Annotated in this window: 4 protein-coding genes; 1 reads left to right on the top strand and 3 read right to left on the bottom strand. The window is 71.3% G+C overall.

The window, feature by feature from the left end; all coding sequences use genetic code 11:
* Positions 1–247 precede the first annotated feature (247 nt).
* On the top strand, positions 248–2584 hold the full coding sequence (locus ACZ52C_RS27120; protein ID WP_469077214.1) for a glycoside hydrolase family 3 N-terminal domain-containing protein: 2337 nt from the start codon (positions 248–250) through the stop codon (positions 2582–2584).
* Here ACZ52C_RS27120 and ACZ52C_RS27115 read toward each other — a convergent pair.
* Genes ACZ52C_RS27115 through ACZ52C_RS27105 form a run of 3 tightly spaced genes read right to left on the bottom strand, consistent with a single transcriptional unit; the run spans position 2574 to position 5871 of the window.
* Positions 2574–3419, bottom strand: a complete 846-nt coding sequence (locus ACZ52C_RS27115) for a carbohydrate ABC transporter permease (protein ID WP_469077409.1) — start codon at positions 3417–3419, stop codon at positions 2574–2576. The two genes, ACZ52C_RS27120 and ACZ52C_RS27115, sit on opposite strands and share 11 nt — an antisense overlap.
* 56 nt (positions 3420–3475) lie before the next feature.
* Entirely contained in the window at positions 3476–4495 is a 1020-nt protein-coding gene (locus ACZ52C_RS27110) for a carbohydrate ABC transporter permease (protein WP_469077213.1), read from the bottom strand.
* A gap of 2 nt (positions 4496–4497) precedes the next feature.
* Positions 4498–5871 carry an extracellular solute-binding protein gene (locus tag ACZ52C_RS27105; RefSeq protein ID WP_469077212.1) on the bottom strand — a complete coding sequence of 458 codons (1374 nt, stop codon included), beginning with the start codon at positions 5869–5871 and terminating at the stop codon, positions 4498–4500.
* Positions 5872–6000: the final 129 nt, after the last annotated feature.

The following is a 6000-nucleotide window of genomic DNA, read 5'->3' as shown; positions in this document are numbered from 1 at the left end:
CCGGTCGCCGACGGCTCCCCGGGCGCCGTGGCCCTGGCCCGCCGCGCCCACGCCCCGGGCGACTGACCCGACCGGCAACCACCTTCGCCCGAAGCCAACCGAGCCGCCCCCTCCCAGCCGCCCGCCTCCGAAGCTGCCCACGTCGCCCCCCTCCCCGACCGCCTACCCCCCCAGCGGCCCACCTCCCCGCCCGCTCAGCTCTCCCTCCGCCCCCCTGCCGCTCGCCCCCGCCCGACAAGGACGACCCATGCCCCCTCAGGACCAGCCGGTCGCCCCGGCCGCCGCCGCTCCCGCGCTGCCGCCGTACCGCGACCCGGCCGCCCCGCTCGACATCCGGGTCGCCGACCTCCTCTCCCGTATGACCCGGCGTGAGAAGGTCGGGCAGCTCAACCAGCGGATGTACGGCTGGGACGCCTACCGCCGCACCCCGGCCGGGGAGTTCGAGCTGACCGAGGCCCTGTCCGCCGAGACCGAGCGCTTCGCGGGCCTCGGCGCGCTCTACGGTCTGATGCGGGCCGACGCCTGGTCCGGAGTCGACCACGGCGCCGGGCCCGGCGCCGAGGACAGCGCCGACCTCGCCGACCTGGTCCAGCGGCACGTCCTGGAGCGCAGCCGGCTCGGGATCCCGGCCCTCTTCGTCGAGGAGGTCCCGCACGGCCACATGGCCCTCGACGGCACGGTCCTGCCCGTCAACCTGGCCGTCGGCGCCACCTGGGACCCCGCCCTCCACGAGCGGGCCGCCGCGCACGTCGCCGCCGAACTCCGCGCCCGCGGCGGCCATGTGGCCCTCGTCTCCGCGCTCGACATCGCCCGCGACCCGCGCTGGGGCCGTACCGAGGAGTGCTTCGCCGAGGACCCGTACCTCGCGGCCCGCCTGACCGAGGCCCTGGTCACCGGCATGCAGGGACCGTCGCACGCCCAGCGGCCACCGGGGACGCACGGAGGGACCGCCACGCCAGGAGCGCCGCCCCCGCTGGAAGCCCCACGCTTCGCCCCCGACCGTGCCCCCGTCGTCCTCAAGCACTTCGCCGGGCAGGGCGCCACCGTCGGCGGCCGGAACTCCGCCGAGTCCGAACTCGGCCTCCGCGAACTGCACGAGATCCACCTCCCGGCCGCCCGGGCCGGCGTCCGCGCGGGCGCCGCCGGCGTCATGGCCGCCTACAACGAGGTCGACGGCATGCCCTGCTCCGGCAACCGCGCCCTCCTCACCGGGCTGCTGCGCGAACAGTGGGGCTTCGACGGCCTGGTCATGGCCGACGGACTCGCCGTCGACCGGCTCGCCCGCATCACCGGCGACAAGGTCTCCGCCGGCGCCCTCGCCCTGGACGCGGGCGTCGACCTCAGCCTCTGGGACGACGGCTTCACCCACCTGGAGGAGGCCGTCGAGCGCGGCCTGGTCGACGAGGCCGCCCTGGACACCGCCGTCGCCCGCGTCCTGCGCCTGAAGTTCCGCCTCGGCCTGTTCGAGAACCCCTACACCCGCCGCGCCTCGATCCCCGAGCACACCGGACGCGCGCACAGCACCGACCTCGCCCGCGCCTGCGTCACCCTCCTGCGCAACCCGGCCGCCACCCTGCCCGTCGGCCCCGCGGTACGTCGTCTCGCCGTGCTCGGCCCGCACGCCGCCGGCACCGGCCACCACCTCGGCGACTACACCGCCCCGCAGCGCCCCGGCACCGGTACGAGCGTCCTCGACGCCCTGCGCCGCCTCGCCCCGCCCGGTACGGAGGTCCGTCACGCCGAGGGCACGGCCCTCACCGGCGCCGACCACACCGGCGTCCCGGCCGCGACCGCCGAGGCCGCCGCGGCCGACCTCGCGGTGCTCGTGCTGGGCGGCAGCAGCGCCCGTACCCCCGGCACGGAGTTCGACGCCAACGGCGCCGCGCGGACCGTGGTGTCGGAGATGACCTGCGGCGAGGGCGTCGACCTGGCGGGACTACGGCTCGGCGCGGCGCAGGAGGCCCTGCTGGACGCCGTCGTGGCGACGGGCACGCCCACCGCGGTCGTCTTGATGCAGGGCCGTCCGCACGTGCTGCCCGAGGCACCGGCCGCGGCACTGCTCACCGCCTGGTACCCGGGCCCGTGGGGCGGCGAGGCCGTCGCCGAGGTGCTCCTCGGACTCGCCGAGCCCCTCGGCCGGCTCCCCATCTCCGTCCCCCGCTCGGTCGCCCAGCTCCCCGTCCACTACAACCACAAGGACACCGAGTACGGCGGTTACGTCGACGAGAGCGCCGAGCCGGCGTACTCCTTCGGGCACGGGCTGTCGTACACGACGTTCGACCTCGGTGCGCCCCGGGTGTCGGGGCGCACGGTCGAGGTGGACGTCACCAACACCGGCGGCCGGCACGGGCGTTCGGTCGTGCAGGTCTACCTCCGCAGGCTGGTCGCCCGCACCTGGCCGCGCACCCTCGAACTGTGCGCGTTCGAGGGTGTCGGACTGGCGCCGGGGAAGAGCCGTACGGTCCGTCTGGCGTTCGAGGTGCCCGCCGGGACCGACGCCGTGGAGCTGCGGGTCGCGCGGTCCGCGCGGGAGGCGCTGGACGTCGTACCCGTCGTGGTGGACCTCCGGGAGATCAGAGCTTGACCGCCCCGGAGGACACACCCTTGTAGAACCACCGCTGGGTGATCACGAACAGCACCAGCACCGGGATCACGGAGATCACCGAGCCCGCCATCACCATCCGCTGGTCGTAGCCGAAGGAGGAGGACGTGAGGCGGGACAGGCCGAGCGTCAGGGTGAAGTGGTCCTCGGTGCGCAGCACGATCAGCGGCCACAGGAAGTCGTCCCAGGCGCTGATGAAGGTGTTGATGGTGACGACCAGGATCGCGCCCCACGCGGACGGCAGATACAGATACCGGAACCGCTTCCATTCGCCCGCGCCGTCCAGCATCGCCGCGTCCTCGACCTCGCGCGGCACGGCGAGGAACGCGGCCCGCATGATCAGGACGTTGATGGCGGCGACGAAGCCGGGCAGCCAGACCCCCACCAGGCTGTCGACCAGGCCGAGGTCACGGACGCTCAGGAACAGCGACACCATGATCGATTCGAAGGGGAACATCATGGACGCCATCAGCAGCACCCAGACCAGCTTGCGGCCCTTCCAGCTCGGCTTGGAGAGCATGTAGCCGGCGAGCGTGGAGAAGACGAGCTGGCTGGTGACGGAGAGCGCCACGACCACCAGGCTGTTGCGGATGTACGTCCAGACCGGGACCTGCGCGAACACCTCGCGGTAGGCGCGCAGCGTCGGGTCGTGGGGGAGGAGGGAGGCGTTCGCGCCGAACACGTCCTCGCCGACGCCCTTCAGCGACGACAGCAGCTGCCACAGCAGCGGTCCGACGGTGATGCCGAGCACGAACAGCAACAGCAGGTAGCGCACGACGAGTTCGCGGGGGCGGCCGTAGTCCCGCCAGCGCGGCATCAGCCGCCGCCCGGTGACCGGGAGCGCGCCCGTGGCCGTCTCTTTCACGGCGGTGGTCACGACTCGTCCTCCTTCGTCAGCCGCTGTGCGAGCAGCGTGAGGCCCAGGGTGAGTACGAAGAGGGCGACGCTGACCGCCGAGCCGTAGCCGGCGTTCCCGGTGAGCGGGTCGAGGGCGACGTCCCGGATGTAGAAGGGGAGGGTGCGGTCGGCGCCGCCGGGCCCGCCGGTCGCGCCGCCGAGCATGTAGATCTCCGTGAACACGCGCAGCGAGCCGATGCCGGTGAGGGTGCCGACCAGCATCATCGAGGTGCGTACGCCGGGCACGGTGACGTGCCAGAACCGGCGGACGGCGCCCGCGCCGTCCACGGCGGCGGCCTCGTGCAGCTCCTTGGGCACGTTCCCCAGGGCGGCCAGGTAGAAGATCATGTACCAGCCGAGGCCCTTCCACAGGGTGAGCCCCATCGCGCACAGCAGGATCAGCCACGAGTCGGACAGGAACGGGATCGCCGACCGGATGATGTGGGCCTTCTGCAGCCAGGTGTTGACCAGGCCCTGGTCGCTGAGCAGCCACTGCCAGCTGAGGCCGACGACCACGCTGGAGGCGAGGACGGGGGTGTAGAAGGCGGAGCGGAAGAAGCCGATGCCGGGCAGGTTCTTCTCCACCAGCACGGCCAGCATCAGCGGCAGCAGCACCATCAGCGGGACCACGATCACCGCGTACAGCACGCTGTTGCGGGTGGCGAGCCAGAAGTCGGAGTCGCCCAGCATCCGGGTGTAGTTGTCCAGGCCCACGAACGAGGCGGCGCCGCCGAGCGGTTTGGCGTCGGTGAAGGACAACAGGAGCGTGTTCAGGAACGGGTACAGACCGAAGACGCCGATGCCGATGATCGCCGGGGACATCCACAGCCACGGCAGCCACCAGCGGCGGTAGAGCGCGGCGCCGCCCGCGTCGGCGCTGGGGCCCGGCTTGAGGGCCCGCACCAGGCGGCGCCGGCCGGCCGGTTCCCCGGGGCGGGGGTCGCGGGAGGGGACCGCGACCCCCGGTCCCTTGGTGGGGGGAGAGAGGGTGGTCATGCTCAACTGCCCTGCTCGATCAGCTCGTTGGCCTTCTTCTGGGCCTCGTCCAGGGCGTCCTGGGCGCTCTTCTTGCCCTGCATGGCCAGCTGGATCTGGGCCGTGATGGCGTTCAGCTCACCGGGTGTCAGGGCGATCTCGTCGGCCGTGGAGGTCTTGCGGTCGCTCGCGACGATCTTGCGGGCCTCGGCGAACGGGTCGTCGCCCTTGACCGACTGGAAGAAGGGGTCGTCCAGGGAGGCGGTGGTGGAGGGGAAGATGACGACGTTCGGGTCCTTCGCCCACTCCAGCTGGTTCTTCGCATTGGTCAGGAACTGCGCGAAGGACAGCGCGGTCGCCGCGTTCTTGCTGGTGGAGGCGACGCCGATGTACTGCGGGGCGCCGACGGTGTGGCCGAGGTCGTCCAGCATGAAGCGGGCGACGCCGGTCTTCTTGTAGACGCTCGGGTTGTTCTGCTGGATGAAGCGCAGGAAGTTGGGGTTGGTCGGGCCGTAGACCAGCTTGCCCTGGCCGTAGACGTTGGCCGGGTCCTGGGTGGAGGAGAGCGAGTCCCTCGGCATGCCGCCGGCCTTGTAGAGCTTGGTCATCGCCTCGACCCACCGCGCGGTCTTCGGGTCGTCGGCGAAGGTGAACTTCTTGCCGTCGGAGGAGAGGATCTCGATGTCCATCTGCTGCCAGTCGGCGGGGATGCGCAGCTGCGGGTTGGCGAGGAAGGCGTAGTACTTGCCGTCGGAGACCTCGGCTATCTTCTGCGCGTCCTCGAACAGACCGAGCACGGTCGTCGGAGGTTTGGCCGGATCGAGGCCCGCCTTCGCCATCAGCTCGGTGTTGAAGGTCTGCACGATGCCGCCGGAGTACCAGGGCAGGACGCTGTGCACCTCGGCGCCGGTGGCGTCGGCGTACCTGCTCGACTTCCACAGGTTCGGCACGAACGGCTCGCCCGCGTCCGGGGCCTTCTTGTCCAGGTCGAGCAGATAGCCGTTCCTGGTGAGCGCGATCGCCGTGTTGACGTTGATGTTCACCACGTCCGGCAGTGTGCAGCCCTGTGCGTCCGCGACCAGGCGCTGGGTGAAGGTGGCGTCGCCCGGGTCGTCGACCCACTTCACGGTGGTGTCCGGGTGGGCCTGTTCGAAGGCCTTGATGACACCGTTGAAGTAGCCGCCGAAGTCTTTCTTCAGATTGGTCGTCTGGAAGGTGATCGTGCCCTTGACGTCTCCGGTGAGCTTTCCGGAGCCGACGTTGCCCTGGTCGACCTTGCAGCCGCCGGCCGTGGCGTCCCCGCTGTCGGATCCGCCGCCCGACAGGCCGCAGCCCGCGGCGGTCAGGGTGAGGGCGATGACGCCCACCACACATCCGGTCAGTCTTCTCGCGCGCATGTCGCCTCCTGCGATCAGTCAGCTGCTGGGTCGAGTTGCTGGTTCAAATCACCAACTTGGACTCTGAATGATGAAAAGGTGGACCAGAATTCATCGGAGGTCAATGCCTGGCCGTGTTGCTTTTCGGTT

This window comes from Streptomyces sp. NPDC034049, from assembly GCF_055575575.1.
Note: the sequence above shows the minus strand (reverse complement) of the source record. Positions and strands in the feature narration are given on the sequence as shown.